Annotated in this window: 18 protein-coding genes; 5 read left to right on the plus strand and 13 right to left on the minus strand. The window is 37.2% G+C overall.

The features are described from left to right. Positions 1–66: 66 nt before the first annotated feature. Positions 67–1,557 carry a glycosyltransferase family 39 protein gene (locus ABIL69_04485; protein MEO0123243.1) on the plus strand — a complete coding sequence of 497 codons (1,491 nt, stop codon included), beginning with the start codon at positions 67–69 and terminating at the stop codon, positions 1,555–1,557. A gap of 97 nt (positions 1,558–1,654) precedes the next feature. Here ABIL69_04485 and ABIL69_04490 read toward each other — a convergent pair whose 3' ends face one another. Continuing rightward, complete coding sequence (locus ABIL69_04490) at positions 1,655–1,798, minus strand: hypothetical protein (GenBank protein MEO0123244.1); 144 nt, start codon at positions 1,796–1,798, stop codon at positions 1,655–1,657. A 129-nt stretch (positions 1,799–1,927) separates the two neighbouring features. On the opposite strand from ABIL69_04490, the gene ABIL69_04495 reads away from it, so the two are divergent. Next, entirely contained in the window at positions 1,928–2,089 is a 162-nt protein-coding gene (locus ABIL69_04495; GenBank protein MEO0123245.1) for a DUF2273 domain-containing protein, read from the plus strand. Positions 2,090–2,095: 6 nt separating this feature from the next. Here the strand turns inward: ABIL69_04495 and ABIL69_04500 are convergent, their stop codons facing one another. Beyond that, positions 2,096–3,148 carry a site-2 protease family protein gene (locus ABIL69_04500; protein ID MEO0123246.1) on the minus strand — a complete coding sequence of 351 codons (1,053 nt, stop codon included), beginning with the start codon at positions 3,146–3,148 and terminating at the stop codon, positions 2,096–2,098. Positions 3,149–3,151: 3 nt separating this feature from the next. Continuing rightward, positions 3,152–5,026, minus strand: a complete 1,875-nt coding sequence (gene mnmG, locus ABIL69_04505; protein MEO0123247.1) for a tRNA uridine-5-carboxymethylaminomethyl(34) synthesis enzyme MnmG — start codon at positions 5,024–5,026, stop codon at positions 3,152–3,154. Between the two features lie 85 nt (positions 5,027–5,111). Between mnmG and ABIL69_04510 the strand changes: the two genes are divergently transcribed. From ABIL69_04510 to ABIL69_04520, 3 genes are read left to right on the plus strand one after another with little or no spacing between them, the layout of a single operon-like run. Continuing rightward, positions 5,112–5,621, plus strand: a complete 510-nt coding sequence (locus ABIL69_04510) for a zf-HC2 domain-containing protein (GenBank protein MEO0123248.1) — start codon at positions 5,112–5,114, stop codon at positions 5,619–5,621. Then, entirely contained in the window at positions 5,618–6,754 is a 1,137-nt protein-coding gene (locus ABIL69_04515; GenBank protein MEO0123249.1) for a hypothetical protein, read from the plus strand. The genes ABIL69_04510 and ABIL69_04515 overlap by 4 nt, the downstream gene beginning before the upstream one ends. Further along, entirely contained in the window at positions 6,754–7,800 is a 1,047-nt protein-coding gene (locus tag ABIL69_04520) for a polymer-forming cytoskeletal protein (GenBank protein ID MEO0123250.1), read from the plus strand. Before ABIL69_04515 ends, ABIL69_04520 begins: the two co-directional genes overlap by 1 nt. Here ABIL69_04520 and ABIL69_04525 read toward each other — a convergent pair. From ABIL69_04525 to dnaB, 10 genes are all read right to left on the minus strand, one after another. Further along, positions 7,793–10,003 carry a PAS domain S-box protein gene (locus ABIL69_04525; protein MEO0123251.1) on the minus strand — a complete coding sequence of 737 codons (2,211 nt, stop codon included), beginning with the start codon at positions 10,001–10,003 and terminating at the stop codon, positions 7,793–7,795. The two genes, ABIL69_04520 and ABIL69_04525, sit on opposite strands and share 8 nt — an antisense overlap. 108 nt (positions 10,004–10,111) lie before the next feature. Next, entirely contained in the window at positions 10,112–11,134 is a 1,023-nt protein-coding gene (locus ABIL69_04530) for a zinc-dependent dehydrogenase (protein ID MEO0123252.1), read from the minus strand. Positions 11,135–11,179: 45 nt separating this feature from the next. Next, positions 11,180–11,977, minus strand: coding sequence for a 3-hydroxy-5-phosphonooxypentane-2,4-dione thiolase (lsrF, locus tag ABIL69_04535; protein MEO0123253.1), 798 nt, complete (start codon positions 11,975–11,977; stop codon positions 11,180–11,182). A 30-nt stretch (positions 11,978–12,007) separates the two neighbouring features. After that, on the minus strand, positions 12,008–13,033 hold the full coding sequence (locus tag ABIL69_04540) for a M20/M25/M40 family metallo-hydrolase (protein ID MEO0123254.1): 1,026 nt from the start codon (positions 13,031–13,033) through the stop codon (positions 12,008–12,010). Next, complete coding sequence (locus tag ABIL69_04545) at positions 13,030–13,659, minus strand: TRAM domain-containing protein (GenBank protein ID MEO0123255.1); 630 nt, start codon at positions 13,657–13,659, stop codon at positions 13,030–13,032. The genes ABIL69_04540 and ABIL69_04545 overlap by 4 nt, the downstream gene beginning before the upstream one ends. A 16-nt stretch (positions 13,660–13,675) precedes the next feature. Then, on the minus strand, positions 13,676–15,004 hold the full coding sequence (gene radA, locus ABIL69_04550) for a DNA repair protein RadA (GenBank protein ID MEO0123256.1): 1,329 nt from the start codon (positions 15,002–15,004) through the stop codon (positions 13,676–13,678). Between the two features lie 58 nt (positions 15,005–15,062). After that, complete coding sequence (locus ABIL69_04555; protein ID MEO0123257.1) at positions 15,063–15,845, minus strand: MlaD family protein; 783 nt, start codon at positions 15,843–15,845, stop codon at positions 15,063–15,065. Continuing rightward, positions 15,796–16,482, minus strand: coding sequence for an ATP-binding cassette domain-containing protein (locus ABIL69_04560; protein ID MEO0123258.1), 687 nt, complete (start codon positions 16,480–16,482; stop codon positions 15,796–15,798). The genes ABIL69_04555 and ABIL69_04560 overlap by 50 nt, the downstream gene beginning before the upstream one ends. Further along, positions 16,482–17,219, minus strand: a complete 738-nt coding sequence (locus ABIL69_04565) for an ABC transporter permease (GenBank protein MEO0123259.1) — start codon at positions 17,217–17,219, stop codon at positions 16,482–16,484. The genes ABIL69_04560 and ABIL69_04565 overlap by 1 nt, the downstream gene beginning before the upstream one ends. After that, positions 17,206–18,579 (minus strand): replicative DNA helicase, encoded by a 1,374-nt coding sequence (gene dnaB, locus ABIL69_04570; protein MEO0123260.1) that lies wholly within the window; start codon positions 18,577–18,579, stop codon positions 17,206–17,208. Before dnaB ends, ABIL69_04565 begins: the two co-directional genes overlap by 14 nt. Position 18,580 lies beyond the last annotated feature (1 nt).

Below are 18,580 nucleotides of genomic sequence, written 5' to 3' on the forward strand. Positions count from 1 at the left end.
TCGTTTTAAATCTCATTTAGTGGCACAAATAGATTGACATATTTATATGATTAACTATAATTTCCAATGGATTTTAAATTTGAAAAATATAAGAAATTTATACCCTGTATTTTAATTACAATCGGTTCCATTTTCCGTCTCGCACAATATATCTTCAACCGCTCTCTCACTGAAGGTGAAGCACCATTGGCAATGAATATTATAGAACGCTCTTATCAAACATTGATTAAACCCCTTGATTATGTCCAGGCAGCGCCGATCGGTTTTCTTTATATAGAGAAATTGTGTGTGAATATATTTGGCAATAATGAATATGCATTACGAATCTTCCCGCTAATTGTTGGCATTTTAGCCCTTTTCCTTTTTTACAAAATTTTAAAAATAATTGGCGACTATAAAATCACACTTTTTGGTCTTGCCTTTTTTGTCTTAAATGATTATTTAATCTATTTTTCTTCGGAAGTAAAACCATATTCAAGCGATGTATTCTTTTCTCTATTACTAATCTTTCTTGTATTAATTACAATTAGAGATAACCTGAATATTGCAATGTTGATAATCTATGGGATTATCGGTGCCATCACCATCTGGCTTTCTTTTCCTGCAGTCTTTGTATTCATTGGCACTGGCATCATCCTGTTAATTTACATAATAAAAAATAAAGATTACAAAGCATTCTTGATTATTATGTTAGCTGGAGCGATTGGTTTTTTAAGCCTTACTTCAAATTATTTTCTTTGTCTCCGCCACTATACAACACATAAAGAATTACTGGATTTCTGGCAAAATGATTTTATTCCATTCCCACCTAAGTCATTAGCTGAAGTATATCAAATAATTTATATGTTGGTCAGAATTTTTAAAAATCCTGGGGGTTTTTCTATTTACGATATCTTCCTTGCAATATTATTTTTCATAATTGGTATTATTTATTTTTATAGAAACAAAAAAATCGCCTCATTAATCATTATTATTCCCTTTATTATTACTATCCTTTGTTCTATTCTTAGACTCTATCCATTTGAAGGTCGGGTGATACTATTTATCGCACCAATTTTATCAATCTTTGTTAGTGCTGGTGTTACCTTAATGTACAACATAGTAAAAAAGAGTTCAACACCAATTGCAACATCAATCTCTTTGATATTGTTTATTTACCCAGCATTGAATTCATGCTATCATCTTATCAAACCCCGTGCACCCGAAGAGTTAAGATCGGTGTTGGAATACCTCTTAAAGAATAGGAAAGAACAGGATAAAATTTATGTATATTATGGGGCAGTAAATGCATTCAGATATTATCAGACCAGATTTTCAGATTTTCACGAGGATTATATATTGGGGATTGAATCGCGGAATGATTGGACTGGATATTATCGCGATTTGGAAAAATTAAAAGGCAACAGAAGGGTCTGGTTTATATTTTCACACATCGCTACACATTTAGGGGGTAATGAAGAGAAAATATTTTTAAGTTATTTAAATCTAATCGGCAATCAGGTTGCATCATTTACCACATCAGGTGCATCTGCATATCTTTATGATTTAAGCAAGTAAAACTTCTTCTACATTTCCTTAGTCAACTTTTGTTCAAATAATTTTTAGTTTTAAACTGCGATTGATTATTAATGTAGAAGCCGAGTTCACTCCGCTTTTAAATATTTGCAGACCAATCCGTCATAAAACGCGGCAGACCGCAAATACCATCAATCATTCCAACATCCTGTAGTGGTTGAGATTGCTCAACATTGATTATTTCAGAGTAAACTCTGCCACAACAATCTTTATTGCAGACCAAGGTCTGCCACTACAGCTTTACGAAATTTCAATAGATTTTATTGAACCTGAAAAAAGTATTGTATAAGAGATGGAGAGAACTCAGATACATTCTACCTTGACATTTATGTTAATTTGAATAGAATATCGTATGATGGAGAGATTGAACAAAGGCATACTCGGTGCAATTATCGCTGGTGTTTTTGGAATATTTTTAGCCACGGTTGGGTTCTGGCGTACATTATTAATATTATTTTTGATAGTAATTGGGTTTTTAGTCGGCACATACTGGGAAATAAGAAAAAAAGAATAATCCCCTTTAAAATATTGAAAAAGGCTGGGGGATAAAGGTAAGTATTAATACAATCAATGCGATTAATGCATATATTTTTTCTTTCTTTGAAAGCGGTGTTAACGCATCCTGTATTAGAGGCTCTCTGCGGGCAAGTATAAAAGCAAGCAAGCCCCAAATTATCCATCCCTGCCAGAGGATTCCAAATCCAATTAGTACAATAATAAGAGGTAAATAGAGTTTTTTCTGATTTTTCAATAAAACACTATAGGCTATATGACCACCATCAAGCTGACCAATTGGCATTAGATTCATTGATGTAACCAGAAATCCAATCCAGCCTGCAAATGCCATTGGGTGTAAAAATATATCCATACCTTCCGGTATTGAAGGATGAAATATTCTCCCCAAGACAAAAAACAATAATGAATCGCCCAATCTTAAATAAGTTCCAGTAGCTGGCGCTTGTTTAACCTCAGAAAGCATGATACCAATTATTGAGGCAATCAGTGCAACGAAAAATCCCGATAATGGTCCTGCCATTCCAATTCTCAGCAATGCCTTTCTTGAAGGAACGATTGATTTCATTCTAATGATGGCACCGAATGTGCCTAAAAAATGGAATGGAACAGGAATGAAATAAGGCAGACTCGTAACCAGCCCATATCTTCTTGAAATAAAATAATGTCCAAGTTCATGACAGGTAAGGATTGCCATAAGCGAGAATGAAAATGGAATACCCAAAAAAATATCTGAAAAGTTCGTCAGGGGATTACCCCCGCTGTTGAATGAGCCAGCAAGAAGTGTAGTAAAAATTGTCGCTACAAATAACAAAACATTCAGCCATATCTTAGGTTTATCAACAATTTTAGGAAAAACACCTATAGTCACTTTATGATACATACCTTCTTGGCTGAATAAAGGAGTGCAGTCATACTGAGAACAAAAATCTTTTATCTCTTCAATCGTCTGCTCAAGTGGTTCGTATATTTTGCCATAAAACGCAATAAACTGTACACCCTGTGCTGTATCAACAATAAACATTTTCTTTTCAAGAAAGTGCATTATCTCTTCGTTCATTTTCTATTCTTCTCCCTTTTTGTTTTTTAAATTTATTAAAATTGTCAATATATCAACCGGGCTTATTCCCTGTATCCGTGATGCCTGGTCAAGATTCTTTGGTTTGGTTTGGTTGAGTTTACTTTTTGCCTCATTTGATAAACCTTTAATTGCATTGTAGTCAAAATCTTCGGGTATTTCAATATTTTCAATTTTTTTAAGTTTCTCAATCATTTCCTGTTCGCGTTTTATGTAACCCTCATATTTAACTTCAATCTCGGTCCTTAAACCAATTTTTTCTGCAACCTGTTCACTTAAAAAGGCAAATATATCCTGCCAGGAAATCCCGGGCCTCTTCAAAATCTGTAATAAGCTTATCCCTCCCCCTTCTTCAGGAACAGGCATTTCATTTTTTGCAATCAAAAGCGGATTCATAATTTCCGGCTTTATTATTGACTTTTTTAACTTCTCAATCGTTCTATCAATCATTTCCCTTTCGCTTTGAACTTCTTTATAAAAATCAATATTGATAAGTCCAAAATCAACCCCATAATGCATAAGTCTATCATACACATTATCAATCCTCAATATCAATCTATGTTCGGCGAGGGATGTAAACATCCGATAAGGCTCAATGGTATTCTTTGTAACGAGGTCATCAATCAATACTCCAATATATGCCTCATACCTTTTTAATATGAAAGGTAATTTACCCCGCAATTTCAAGACTGCATTTATTCCGGCAATAAATCCCTGGGCTCCTGCCTCTTCATATCCTGATGTGCCGTTTATCTGCCCAGCACAATAAAGGTTTTTGATTAACTTTGTCTCCAGTGTTGGATATAACTGTATCGGATAGACAAAATCATACTCCACAGCATAACCGGGCCTGGTGATTATTGCATTTTCCAGTCCATTTATTGAATGGAGCATATCAATCTGAACATCATAGGGAAGGGATGTTGATAATCCATTAAGATAATATTCGCCCGAGTCATATCCTTCGGGTTCTACGAAAACAATATGGGAATTACGGTCTGAAAATCTTACCACCTTTGTCTCTATTGATGGGCAGTATCTTGGTCCTATTCCGATAATTCTGCCTGTGTAGAGTGGTGAACGATCAAGATTTTTATTTATAATTTTATGGGTCTCTTCATTCGTCCTTGTGATATAACATGGCAGTTGTTTAATCCTTATTTCAGAACTTCTGTATGAATATGGTTCAATTGGTTCTTCACCATTCTGAATATCCATCTTTGATATATCTATTGAATTCTTTGCTACCCTTGGGGATGTCCCAGTCTTCAACCTACCAAGATTAAAGCCCAATTTTATTAATGACTGGCTCAAATTGCCTGATTTTGGTTCACCAAGCCTCCCCCCAGGATAGGTTTCAAGTCCTATATGCATCAGACCATTTAAAAATGTTCCTGTTGTAATGATAACCGCCCTGGCAAGATATTCATTTCCAATGCCTGTCCTGACCCCTACTATCTCTTTTTTTTCCACCAAAATATCAATTACTTCTTCCTGTTTTATCGTAAGATTCTTTTGATTAACGAGCGTGTTAAGTGCCTCTTGCTTATATCTTATCCGGTCATTCTGCGTCCTTGGAGACCATACGGCAGGACCTTTTGAACGATTAAGCATTCTGAACTGAACAATGGTTTTATCAGCGAGAAAACCAATCTCTCCACCCAGTGCATCAATCTCTTTCACAAGATGCCCTTTGGCAAGACCACCGATTGAGGGATTACAGGACATTTGACCAATATTATCTATATTTAAGGTTAAAAGAAGGGTATTAAAACCACTGCGGGCTGAAACAAGGGATGCCTCAATACCTGCATGCCCACCCCCAACCACAATAATATCAAATTTTTCAGTATATGCCACATATAATAATAAAGATATTCTGCCAAAAATCAATGGGGTTGATTTGGGGTGAAACTTTTTTGAGGATTTTGCGTATTACTTATTGATGAGGCATGAAGAGATAGAAAGGCTTATCCATAAGAGACTGGATAAAGAGATAACAACAGAAGAAGAAAAAGAGCTCTTTGAGCATATAAGAAGATGTTCCCAATGCAGGGAATTTTATCTTGAAATGGAAAGGATAAAGCAAGATATCTTCAACTTGACCGAATTCTTCCCAAGGGTTGATTTCAATACCCGTATTATTTCCGCGATAAATATCAAAAGGCATAAAATCTGGTATAAAGCAATTCCTGCTTTCGGAAGCATATATTTAATTGGACTTGCTATTCTATTATTCACCCCACTTCCCAATTATCTATTTTCAAAACTGATTCTAACATTACCTGGGCTTGTTTATATTTTTGACAAGATAAAGCCATTTGGAAACGGATTATTTCTCCTTGCCTCATCTTTTTTAAAGTTTAACCAGGTTGTAATCTTTACTGGCTTTTTGCTTAGTTTGTTTATATTTTACACCATTGGGAAAATATTAAAAACCAGGGAGGTATTATGAAAACACCAAAAATTATTTTTATCTTTGCTTTAATCATTGGTTTAACAAACCCGGGGGGTGCATTGGTATTCAAAAGGGGTAACGAAATAATCATTGGCCCCGACGAAGTCATTGATGATGATTTAATCGCTGCGGGCAGAATAGTAAAGATTGAAGGAAAGGTTAACGGCGATGTATTTGCCTTTGCCCAGGAAGTACATATAAAAAGCGAAATAAATGGCTCTATTTATACTGCCGGTTCTGAAATAAGGATCAATGCAAAAAGTTGTAGGAGTTTATGGGCATTCTGCGGTTCCCTTGAGGCTGATGGTAATGTTGAAAATAACCTTTTGTTTTTCGGTGGGCAGATCAAAACTGAAAAAACGAATTTAATTAAAAAAGACCTGTTCGCATTTGGTGGAGAAATAAATATTGACGGTGAAGTCAAGGGCAAAGTAAAAGGTGGTATGGGGAGATTCAATCTAAGCGGCAAAATAGGCAGTGCAGATATTGAAGCAAATAATGCTAATATTAAATCAGGCTCAATTGTTATTGGAGACCTGCTGATCAAAGGTAAACAGGAACCCAATATTGCCCCTGATGCACAGATTTTAGGCAAAATTGATTACCAAAGGGCAGAAGGAAGAGAGTCAAAACAAAGAAAAGGCGGATTGGGTACGGCTCTAAAAACTATATTTTTCATAAGTAAGTTAATCATTGGCATAATATTAATTGCCCTGTTCAAGCGATTTATTATAAAAACAAATGAAATCTTGAAAAATTCTACCTGGAAAGCACTCGGGTTTGGTTTCCTTACAATAATTATCATTCCTGTAGCAATGGCTATAACACTGATAACCATTATTGGCATTCCAGTTTCAGTATTCTGTCTATTTGTCTTTTTGACCCTTGTGTATTTATCAGGTATAGTCTTTGCCACTGGATTTGGTGAGTTCCTTATCAAATTGATAAAAAAAGAAGGAACTATTTCACCATTCATCTCATTCCTTGTCGGCATAATAATAATAAGTCTGGTCTCATTAATTCCATATCTCGGTTTTCTGGTGCGCCTTGTTGTTTTATTCTTCGGAACGGGAATGCTCGTGCTCCTGTTTAACAATATCTGGAAAAAATCTTTAACGATGGAGGCATAATGATAGAATTTATAACAATTCTTATATTGTTAACGGTAGATACTCAATATCAATCAGAGCCCTGTGCATATAAATTTTCCGGTGATTATCATTTAAAATCAGGTGATACACTAAGAGAAGATGTCTCGGTGAGCAGTGGGAATGCTATGATTGATGGTGTGATTGATGGCGACCTTGCGGTGATGGGTGGTTCAGTAACGGTTAATGGGACCATAGATGGTGATGTTGCAGTATTTGGTGGTGAGATTGAAAATTATGGTAAGATCACCGGTGATGCGGCAGTTGCTGGTGGCTCGGTAAAAAATAAAGGAACAATTGATGGCGACATTGCTGTTGCTGGCGGGACAGTCATTCTTGATTCAGGTTCGGTCGTTATGGGTGATATAGCAATCGTTGGTGGGAGTGTTGACCGCTCTGACTTCGCAGTTGTTGAAGGACAGATAACTACCGTTGATATCGGTAAGATTGACAAAATTATGCCAAGGCTCAGCAGGTTGTTACGATTAAGGCAAAATCCGTGCATATTGGGATCTGGATTGCACATAGTTACATCAATCGCATTTATCATTGTAATGTATATTTTGAATCTCCTCTTGCTTTTGATTTTCCCTAAAGCGATAGAAAAAATAGGCAACAAAATAAAAAAGAATATCTGGGCTTGTATCGCTATCGGCATCGGTATTGAAATACTTTTTGTCCCATTGATTCTACTCTTTGTTATTTCCATTATAGGCATTCCTATAATCCCAGCCTTTGTCCTCGCACTATTCATTGGTATGCTCTTTGGTATCTCTGGATTCTCGGTTGTCCTTGGCGAAAGGATATGTACAGGATTGAACTGGAATATAGATAATAAAATCGGTCTGTTTTCAACCGGCTGGCTCGGGATAATGATTATACTGATAATTGGGATACTACTAAAAAATGCAGGCTTTTTTGGAACTTTGATATGGCTCCTGGGGATTGTAATAGTTTATGTTGCAGTAACGATTGGAATTGGTGGTGTCCTTTATGCACTGGTAAAAAAAGATAAAGAAATTATTTAGAAAATCTGAACCCTTTTTCTTTAAATAATTTTATACAGATATCCACAATCTCGGGTTCAAATTTGATTCCCCTTCCTTTGCTTATATCATTAAGTGCCTGGTCAAGACCCAATGCCTCACGATATGGACGATGGGACATCATTGCCTCAACAATATCTGCGACACAAAGTATCTTTGCCTCAATCATAATCTCATCTCCTTTCAAACCCTTTGGATAACCAGAACCGTCCATTTTTTCATGGTGTTGAAGAACAATCTCAGGTATGGGCCAGGGGAAATTTACCGGAGCAAGAATCTCATAACCAACCTGGCTATGTGTTTTTATTATCTCAAATTCTGCCGGTGTCAATGTGGTGGGTTTGGCAAGTATCTCTGCAGGCACATATATCTTACCAACATCATGGAGGAGAGAGGCGATACGAAGATAATTTATAATTTCCTTTGAAAGACCCATTTCTTCAGCAATGGTACAGGTCAATTCCGCAACACGGCGCTGATGGCCTGCAGTATAAGGGTCGCGTTTTTCTACTGCTGAGGCAAGGGCGGTTACTGCACCTTCAAGTAGTCTATTGAGTTGTTCATAACTTTTTTTCAATTCCTGGTGTGCATTATATGCATCACTAACATCCCTTGCCACACCAAGAATCCCGATTGGTTTGCCTTCTTTATCTCTTATAAATTTAAAAGTCGTCTGTGCCCATATTTCCATTCCATCACGCTTTTTAATTTGTAGCAATAATGAGCGGTATCTATTTTTGTTTAAAGTAGGTATGCTCTCAATTTCTAATTCTTCTTTCAACACCTTCATTGCATCTGAGTAGGAATGTCGGGTTAATAGTTTTTCAACCCCGTTATTTAACAATTCATCCGTATCATAACCAATTATCTTTATAGAAGGGCTCATAAATGTAAACTTCAAATCCATATCAAGGATAAAAATAACCTCAGTTATATTCTCTGTTATTAGTTGCAGCCGTTCCTGGTTCTTTATTAATTCACTTTTCGTTGTCTCTTGTTCAGAAATATCCCGCGCGATACCACAAAGTCCCCAAATCTCACCTTTTGCATTATAGAGAGGAACCTTAATCGTATGGAACTTAAATCTTTTTCCTCTTATATTTCTTTCCGAAAAATTTTCAATAACCTCTCCGTTTAGAACTCTCCGGTCTTCGGAAATAATTGTATTAGCAGTATCCGGACCAAAAATATCAAAATCAGTTTTACCAATTATTTCTTCGGTTTTCATTCCCAATAATTCAGCCGTACATTTATTGACCATAACATATCTCAATGCCTTATTTTTTATGAATATACAATCCTTTGCTGACTCAAATATTGTCCGGAACAATTCTTCATTCTCTTTTAACTGCCCCTGTATTCTTTTTTTCTCAGTAATATCCCTTACTAATGCAAGAAGATATACACCATCGGGCAATTCAAATCTTCTCAAACTTACTTCAGTATCAAATAACGAACCATCAATTCTTCTGTGCTGCCATTCAAAAAACATAGGTTTCCCGTAAAGTGCTTCCTTCATCATCTGTATTGCCTTTTCATTTGAATTACTTCCGTCGGGTTGGAACGCAGGAGAAAGTTCGTAAGGGTATTTCCCAATTATGTCTTTTTCATCGCAACCAAAAATCTCAAGTGCTCTTTTATTACATTCTACAAATTTATAATCCTTTAGAATCATAATACCATCACCCGCACTGTCAAATAGCGTCTGATATTTGGTTGATATTCCAAGTAACTTTTGTAAAAAATGTGCGCTGTAAGTCTGCAAAACTGACTTGTCTATATGCAATGAAGGCCTATTTGTCTGTATCGAACCACTAACGATATCACTTATAAAATCATTCAATTTATGAGCGAATTGTTCTTTTTGCATAGTAGTATTCATAACGGCATCCGCCCCGAGATTTTTTAAATACTCCTGCCCTTTTTCATCAGTAACACCAGGAACACAAATTACCATTGGGATATCTTTTGTCTTATCATTTGTTTTTACCCGATAACAGAATTGCAATCCATCAAGAACCGGCTGTAAAATACCGCTGATTATTAAATCAAACCCATTTTCTAAAAGAAGTTTAAATGCATCAACACAATTGTTGACTTCTACTATATTGTGCCCCTTCTCTTTTAAAATTTCCTTCAATAAAATTCTATTTTCTGCCTTATCGTCCAGAACTAAAATCTTCATAAAAAAACCTCCTTCAGGGGCCATTTCTAATTTACAAATATAAATAGTATAATCTATTAGGTTTAAAAGTCAAGAGAAAAAATTGCTGCCTTATTTATTTACTAATATCTACCTTTGAGGTTCTATTAATATTTTTAATGAATAGCCAGCCTTTTCTACAAGTTCAAATCCTTTTTGAATTTCATCCAAGCCAAATCTATGTGTAATCATATCATCAACATTTAGTTTCTTATTTTTTAATAAATCAATTGCTTCAACTATATCCTGCTTAACTGCTGCATAAGAAAAAACAATCTTAACCCCTTTAAAATAAAGGTCAAAAAGTGGAAGGGGAATACGCACTTCAGGGGCAGTAGGTGCAAACAACAAAAGCGTGCCGGCACGGTCTACAGATGAAAACGCCTGTTCAAAGGCACTGAGCGCAGTTGTATTTACAATCACAACATCTGCGAGACGACCATTATTTAATTCTTTCACCTTTTCCATTACATTATCTTTTGCATTGACAACCTCTGCCCCACACTTTTTTGCAAATTGAAGGCGGTATTCATTTATATCTGTTGCAATTATACTTTTAACGCCCCGTGCCTTTAAAAGTTTTATATGTAATATACCCGCAATGCCCGAGCCAATCACCAGCACGGTATCATCTGTTTTTATTTCCGCAAACCTCTGACCTCTTATTACACAACCGAGTGGTTCAATGAATGTCCCTTCTTCATAAGATACTTGTTCGGGTAATAAAAATGTTCCGAATTTTACATTTATTTCCGGAACGCGCAGGTATTCAGCAAACCCCCCGGGGTCAAAGTTGGTCTTTTTGAGTGTCTCGCAGACCGTATGATAACCTTTGATACAATATCTGCATTCATTACAGGGAACATGATGGGATACAAAAACCCTATCTCCTATTTGAAAATCTTTAACATCTCGGCCCTTTTTAACAATCTCACCGGCAATCTCATGCCCTAAGACCCTTGGCGCACTCTTTATCCGATACCACTCCATTACATCACTACCACATATCCCGCTGGCAATCACCTTAACCAGCAGTTCGTTTTCTTTAATCTCTGGTATGGGTCTTTCTTCTATTCTTATATCTTTATTGTTGTAGTAAACTGCAACACGCATTATGGTTAAATGGTTAAGTAATCTGCAAAAACCAGCATCTCAACCTCAACCCTTATAACTTTTCCTTCTTTTTTCCTCAAATATCTCATATGCCTCATTTACGCTTACATTTTTGTGCACGATTGCCCTCACCGCCTGTATCATCGCAACCGGGTCTTCAGATTGAAATATATTCCTGCCCATATCAACTCCGACTGCTCCCTTATTTATTGCATTATAAGCAAGTTGTAATGCTTCTTTTTCAGGAATTTTCTTACCACCTGCGATAACAATCGGAACCGGACAAGTTTCAACAACTTTTTCAAAATCTTCGCAATAATATGTCTTTACAAAATGGGCACCAAGTTCTGCTGCAATCCGACAGCATAGACTGAGATATTTTGCATCCCTTTCCATTTCTCTGCCTACAGCAGTAACCGCAAGGACTGCAATACCATATTCTTCTGCCTGATTGACGAGTTCGGAGAGTGCTAATAATGTTTCCTTTTCATGTTCAGAGCCTACAAATATTGAGAGTGCCACTGCACAGGCATTCAACCTTATTGCCTCTTTTATTGATGTAGTAATTCCTTCATTCGATAAATCTTTTGAAAGTATACTTGTGCCACCCGAAACACGGAGTACAATCGGTATATCAAAATAATCGGGTACTGAAGTCCTTAATACCCCTCTTGTGAGCATTAATGAATCGGCAAAACGAAGTAATGGTCTAATTGTCTTTGACGGAACTTCAAGTCCGCTTGTTGGACCAAGAAAATAACCATGATCCACTGCCAGCATCACGGTCCTGCCGGTTTCTGGTTTAATTATTCGTGATAATCTATTTTTTAATCCCCAATCCATAATAACTCCTTTTTGTATTATAGATAAATTTCAAAGTTTTTTTATGAATTCTATAACAAGACGGGCAGTCCGCTCAATATCCTTCAGACAGACCACCTCTATTGGCGTATGCATATAGCGAAGCGGTATACCCAGAACACAGGTGGGAATTCCTTCTTTATTAAACGCAATCGCATCTGCATCGGTGCCAGTATAACTCGGCAGGGGTTCAATCTGGTATGGAATCTCTTTGGATTGGGCACTTTCAGTAAGAAGTTTGTATAATTTTTGCGGAATTGTTGCACCACGTGCGATAACCGGCCCTTTATTCAAACTGAAGTATTCACCCTCTGAAAGCCCAGGATATTCGCCATGTGTAACATCAATCACCACACAATAATCAGGACTCAAACGGTATGAATGAATTCTTGCTCCAAGTCCAGAAAATTCTTCCTGATTTGTAGCCACAAAATGTAAATTAACAGGGGAACCGAGTTCTGAAAGTTCGCGCAGAACAAGGATAGCACAGGCAATGCTCGAACGATTATCAAGTGCTTTAGCACTTCTAAAATCACCCTGTAGTTTATTATAATATCCTGCAAAACATATAAAATCACCAATATCCACAAATTTTTTTAATACTTCAGGTTTCAATCCTGTGTCAATAAAGAGTTTATCAGTAGTCATTACCTTATTTACTTCTTCTTTTTTCATTAAATGTGGTGGTTTGGCACCTACATAACCTTTTATTTCTTTTTTTCCAAGAATGACAACTTCCTGTCCGGGTAAAATTCTGTCGTCACAGCCACCAACCTGTTTGAATCTAATAAAGCCATTATCTTCAATACTACTAACAATAAAGCCAATTTCATCAATATGGCAGGCAAGCATTACATTTACATTTCTCATTCCTTTGATTAATCCATAGACACTGCCGTCAGGAAAGTTTCTTGCATCATCAGTGTAAGGTTTTATCTCACCAACAAGTATATCTTTTATCTCACCTGCATAACCAATCCCATTTGCCTTGCATAATTTTTCTAAAATTTCATCAAGATATGTTGAATTATTATTCATTTTACCTGCCCACCTTTCACTTTTTGTTCTTCAGTTTCTATAAGACTATCGGCGGATTCAACCGCGGTGCCGAATACAAGATTACCTGTTTCAGATTGTATCATTGAAACAACCTTAACATCCACATTCCGATTTATATACTTCGCACCATTTTCCACTATCACTTTTACGCCTTCAATATAACCCACCCCTTCATTAGAATTTAATCCCTTTTTAATTATCCTTACCGAAATTATTCTACCCGGATAGAAAATTGGTGTAAGAATGCGGTAAAGTTCTTTTATATTGATAATACGCAGTTCAGGAAATGATTTGATATAGAATTCGTAACCATCGGATGCAGTTATGACCTTGGCTTTCCTGCGTTCGGCAGTTTTCAAAACACACTCTTCTTCCACAACACCATCAACATTTTTATCTACAAATTCAACACTTGCAAATTTTTTGAGATTATTGATTATTTTATCTGCCTCAACTCCAATTTTTCGACGGACGACGATTCTAACGAGATAAGGTATTATCACCTTACCTTCAAAAAATTTCTTTTCAAAAAGGTTGACAATACGTCCATCAATAATGCATGATGAATCAAGAACAAATCTCTCTTCTTTCTTAAAAAACAACATTCAGAACCCCCTTGTCTCAGGTAGAAAAAATTGCCGAAACTGCTTCATTCACTTCACTCACCTGCATTACATTTATTTGTAAATTGTTCGGTAATTTATTTTTTGCAGGTGCAATTGCGGTTTTGAACCCAAGTCTCTCTGCTTCTCTTAATCTCATATCAATCCCGAAAACTGGTCTGACTTCACCACAGAGTCCCACCTCACCAACCACCAGTAATGTCTTACTTACTGGCTTATTTTTTATAGATGAAGCGATAGCAAGGATTATACCTAAATCGCTTGAAGGCTCATTAACTTTAATACCACCGGCAACATTGACAAAACAATCAAGTCCATAGGCATTTATACCAACACGCCTTTCCAGAACAGCAAGCAACATTGATAATCTTTTATAATCTACGCCCGTCGTAACACGCTGGGGGTAGTTAAAAAATGTGGGACTCGTCAATGCCTGGACCTCAACTAAAAATGGCCTTGAACCCTCGATCACTGAGACAATAACCGCACCCGGAGCCATTATATCTGAGATAAATATGCTTGATGGATTCTCAACCCCCTTAAGGCCGCTGTCCGTCATCTCAAAGATACCAAGTTCATTTGTTGCACCAAACCTATTTTTTATTGCCCTTAAAATTCTGAACTGACCTTCTTTGTCGCCTTCAAAATACAAAACTGTATCAACGATATGTTCCAGTGTCTTGGGTCCGGCAATGACTCCAAATTTTGTTACATGTCCGATTATCACTGTCGTAATATTATATGCCTTGGCAAATCTCATTATATCACCACCACATTCCCGAACTTGGGCTACACTTCCCGGTGCAGAAGATATTTCTGATTTATAAATGGTCTGAATTGAATCAATGACCATCAAATCTGGTTTTACCTCTTCGGCAACACTGAGGATTGAATTTAGTTCGGTCTCGGCGAGGATGCTGATATTATCTGCACTCATACCAAGCCTTTCTGCCCGTAGTCTAATTTGCGAAGAAGATTCCTCTCCACTTACATAGAGAATCTTGCCGCCATTTTTGCTAACAAAATCCGAAATCTGTAGCATTAATGTAGACTTACCAATTCCCGGATCACCACCCAGAAGAATTAGAGAACCTGAAACAAGTCCACCGCCGAGGACTCGATCCATTTCACCTATGCCTACGGAACGACGCCGGTAATCCTCATAAGGCACAGACGAAAGCACAACAGGCTTTACCTTCTTTGCAGCAGTCTCAACTTTATCAACTCTTTCTTCAACCATTGTATTAAAGGCGCCACAGTTTGGACACCGGCCCAGCCACTTAGGTGAAACCGCACCACAATCCTGACAGACAAACCTGCTCTTCATAAAAAACCCAGATACCTAAAATTTTTCAGGCAATGCAGGATTGAATCTTTAGGCATTTTTAAAATACCTTTATCTCCAAATATTTTTTGGGATTTGCCTTTATATCTTCAATCAATGACTTCAAAGCCTGATTGGTTTCCCTGATTTCTTCATAAAGTTCATCAGACTCTACAAGTTTCGCTACAGTTCCCTGTTTCTGCAGGAGTGCATTTAACGAATCAAGAAGCACACCCAATTTCAATGCGATCAATCCCAACTGGTCTTTAGGTTCCTTTATCATTTCTTTCAATTCCTTGATATTTTTATCCAGCATATTGGTAAACCTATCACCAATATTACCGAGATCCGGAAGTTTTAAGTTATTAAACAGATTGCTCAAACTATCAAGTTTTGTTGCCACAAGTTCAATATCAAATGACGCATTATAACCATAGTAATATTCAGGAATTACTCCGCTCTTTCCTGGTACGATTTTTATATAACGGTCAGAACCAAGATAACTTACAAGTCGAATAGAAATCTTTGAATCGTCGTAAAGCACAACTTCCGGTGCAAGTGCAAGAACAACCAGAACCTTATCACCTTGGAGCGACATTGATTTAACCTTTCCTTTCTCAATCCCGTATATGATGACCGGGTCACCGGTTCTTAACCAGGTGACATCATCAAAATAAACCTTAATCTCCTTGGTGTGATGCAGTGAGAATTTTCCTGAAAGAAGTATATAAAATATAATAAAAAGTATCACACCAAGCGTAATATAAACACCAACTAATGTTCTTTTAATTTTGTTATCCATAAATTCCTTTCTCAATCCTTTCCAATCTTTTAATCTGTCCATCTTTTAACATATAAATCACATCGCCAACTGTCCGGGCTGTCTCAAGGTCATGAGTAACAACAATCCCGCTTTTTTTAAATTCTTTCTTTAAATTCGCAATCAAGGATACTATCCGGTCGCGCATAATCGGATCAAGCCCGGTTGTGGGCTCATCATAAAAAAGATAACGGGGTTCGAGGGCAAGTGCCCGGGCAATTGAAACAAGCCTTTTCATCCCACCTGATAAAGCATTAGGATATAATTTCTCCCTGCCCGGCAATCCTACTATCTCCAATAATGTCTTAACCTTTTCTTTTACTTCCCTATCCGATATCCTGGTATGCTCAAAAAGGGGCAAAGCAACATTCTCATAAACATTCATTGAATCAAACAGTGCACTGCTCTGAAAAATAAAACCAACAGTTCTCCTTATTTCATATACTTCCTTAATGTCGGCTGTCAAAATGTTCCGCCCATCAAAATAAACCGCTCCACTATCCACTGGTAATAAGCGAAGTATTGATTTTAAAAGAACCGTCTTACCTGTTCCTGATGGTCCTAAAACAACTACGAGATTCGCATCCTCAACAGTAAAACTCACATCCTTCAAAACATAATGCCCATCAAATTGTTTTGTCAAATTTTTTATCTCTATCATTATCCAAACACAAGGAGGGCAACAATAAAATCTAAAATCAAAATCAAAACACAGGCAGTAACAACTGCATAGGTAGCAGCCGCACCAACTTCTTTAGCACCACCCCTGACCTTAAACCCGAAATAGCAACCAGAGGTTGATATTGCGAAAGAGAACAAAATTGATTTTAGCAACCCACCAAATAGGTCGCGGTGATAAAAATTTCTCACCAGCCCATAATTATAAACACTGAGCGGAACATTCAAAAATGTATGGGCATATAATCCACCAGTATAAATTGCTACAAATTCAGAAAAAACGGTTAGAATTGGTAGTGAAATGAGTGTTCCCATAATCCTGGGGAAACCAAGAAATTGATATGGATTTATTGCCATTGATTCAAGGGCATCGATCTGTTCCGTAACCCTCATTGTCCCAATTTCTGCTGCCATTGCTGATGCACATCTTCCACTAACGATCAAACCAGTAAGTATTGGTCCGAGTTCAATTAAGACCATTCTACCCACCACTGCACCAAGAAAATATCTGGGCAGTATACCAAGTAATTGGTATGACAACTGAACGGTTGTGACCAGACCAAGAAATGCAGAGATAAGAATAATGATGGGCAGTGAACCAATACCCACACTATCAATCTGCTCAAGAATTCTTATCTTGTGCTTGCGAAAGTTCCAGCGAAAAAAGAAACTTCGCAAAAATGATTCAGCATAGTCTGCAATATTGCTAAAAAGGCTCAAAATCCTCCACCTCCGAAACTATAGAACCAGGTGCAAGGTTTGTAAATCTTGTAAACTCTTTTTGAAAACCGAGTTCAATCCTGCCCGTAGGTCCGTTCCTCTGTTTTGCTACATCAATCTCTGCTTTCCCTTTGGTATCAGGATCATCGGGATGATAAAATTCGTGGCGATAAATAAATATTACCACATCTGCATCCTGTTCAAGCGCACCACTTTCCCTTAAATCCGCAAGTCTTGGTCTGTGATCTCCTACCCGGTGTTCGGGCATTCTTGAAAGTTGGGATACAACGGCAACTGGAACATCCAGTTCTTTTGCCAATGCCTTCAATGAACGAGAAATCTCTGAAATTTCCTGTTGACGGGAAACCGCCTGTTTTATCCCCGGACTACCAGCAATCATCTGGAGATAATCTATAATAATAAGTTGAATATCATAATCAACTTTCAACCTTCTTGCCTTCGTCTTTAATTCCAGCATTGTTAGAGAAGCACTATCATCTATGAATATTGGCGCACGGTCTAAGTTCCCGGCTGCAGTTGCAAGATTAACCCAGTCCTGGTCTGTAAGAATGTTACGCCGCAAATTTCTCAAATTAACTCCTGCTTCACTACATAACATTCTTTGGGTCAAACTTTCGGCAGACATTTCAAGAGAAAATATTGCTATAGGCACATTATTTTTTATTGCGGCAAAGGCAGCAATATTGAGAGCGAATGCCGTCTTTCCCATACTCGGCCTTCCAGCAATAATAATAAAATCGCCTTTCTGAAAACCCGAGGTTAATTCATCTAATGCAAAAAATCCTGTTTCAACACCAGTAACTAATCTTGCCCCCCGCATTCGCTCGGCTGTCTCAAGTATATTTGTAACAAAAAACTTTATCGGCATGGGGTCCTTGCGCAATCCTCTTTCTTTTATCTGGAATATTAGATTCTGAGCAATGTCAACCATTTCCGCAGCGCTTTGTACATCTTCAAAAGCGTTCTTTAAAATATCCATAGAAGATCTAATCAGTGTCCTTTTTATTGCCTTATCAAGAACAACGCGGGCGTGATGTTCTACATTTGCGGTGGTAATCACACTGGCAACAATATTTGAAAGATAATCTGCGCCTCCTATGTCTTCAAGCATTTTATTCTTTCTTAACCAGTCGGTAACAGTAACAAGGTCGGGGGTGACATTATGATTATATAAATCAGCAATCGCACGAAAAATTTTTTGATTTGCCGGCGAATAAAAATGTTCTTCTTTTAAGATTTCGAGAATTTTAACAACTGCTGATTCATCAAGGAGCGCGGAACCGAGGACTGATTCTTCGGCTTCAAGAGAATGTGGTGGGACTCTTTTATCTTCAAACATT

The organism is candidate division WOR-3 bacterium (genome assembly GCA_039802005.1).
GTDB lineage: Bacteria > Hydrothermota > Tepidihabitantia > SM23-42 > JAOAFX01 > JAOAFX01.